Source organism: Bartonella sp. AA86SXKL (assembly GCF_042196885.1).
In genome coordinates, this window is sequence record NZ_JBHIRE010000112.1 from 1 (window position 1) to 1207 (window position 1207).

2 protein-coding genes are annotated in these 1207 nt (G+C 34.9%); both read left to right on the forward strand.

Going from position 1 to position 1207, the window contains the following annotated elements; genetic code table 11:
* Positions 1 to 384, forward strand: a 384-nt coding sequence (locus ACFIO5_RS10265; protein WP_375705344.1) for a cytochrome c-type biogenesis protein, incomplete at its 5' end; no start/stop codon positions are given.
* A gap of 185 nt (positions 385 to 569) precedes the next feature.
* A partial coding sequence (locus ACFIO5_RS10270; protein WP_375705345.1) for a trypsin-like peptidase domain-containing protein occupies positions 570 to 1207 on the forward strand: 638 nt, incomplete at its 3' end.

Sequence of the window (1207 nt, forward strand, 5' to 3'; positions counted from 1 at the left end):
CCAGATGAAATTTTACAGGATAAAGCTTTGGAATTGCGTGCGCGTGAGATTTCATCACATTTGCGTTGTCCAGTTTGCCAAAATCAATCAATTGATGATTCGGATGCTTTATTAGCGCGTGATTTACGGCTTTTAATTCGTGAACGTTTGAAAATGGGTGAGAGCAATCAGCAGGTTATTGATTTTCTTGTTGAGCGATATGGTGACTTTATCCTTTTGAAACCACCATTTAATAAAACAACTTGGTTTTTATGGTTATCGCCTTTGATAATTATCATTATTGGTGCAAGCGCCATATTTTTCCAAATAAAATGGTACAAGAACGAAAAAGTAATTACTTTGAATGCTAGTGAAGAAAAGCAGTCAAAAATATTCTTTGATTAACACAGATGTTACAGGAAAAAATAGGGTACATTTAAAGTGATATTAGTTTTTTTCATCAGGATGTATTGTTTACGTTCTTAAACCTTACAAAACTTTAACAATTTAGACAGAAAACGGTAAGGTTTGTTATTTTATAAAGGACTGCAATTGGGATAACAATATGATTAAATAGGAGCACATACCAAATGGTTAAAAAAACTTTCTTCACAACATTAGCCGCAGTAAGTTTTTCTGCTGCTTTAGAAACTGCACTGTTTTTTAGTGGATGTGGATCAAGCTTGTGGACGACAAAAGCTCATGCAAATTCTGTATTTAGTTCATTAATGCAACAGCAGGGATTTGCAGATATTGTTTCTCAAGTAAAGCCTGCTGTTGTTTCAGTGCAGGTGAAGAGCAATAAAAAGAAAAAAGAATGGTTTTTTAGTGATTTTTTTAGTACTCCGGGTTTTGACCAATTACCAGATCAACATCCCTTGAAAAAGTTTTTTCAAGATTTTTATAATCGTGATAAGCCTAGTAATAAATCTTTGCAACGTTCGCATAGACTACGTCCTATAGCTTTTGGATCGGGTTTTTTTATCTCGTCTGATGGTTATATTGTGACCAATAATCATGTGATTTCTGATGGCACAAGTTACGCTGTTGTTCTTGATGACGGTACAGAACTGAATGCAAAACTCATTGGAACGGACCCACGAACTGATCTTGCAGTATTAAAAGTCAATGAAAAAAGAAAATTTTCGTACGTTGATTTTGGTGATGATTCAAAGCTTCGTGTTGGGGATTGGGTTGTTGCTATTGGGAATCCATTTGGTCTTGGTGG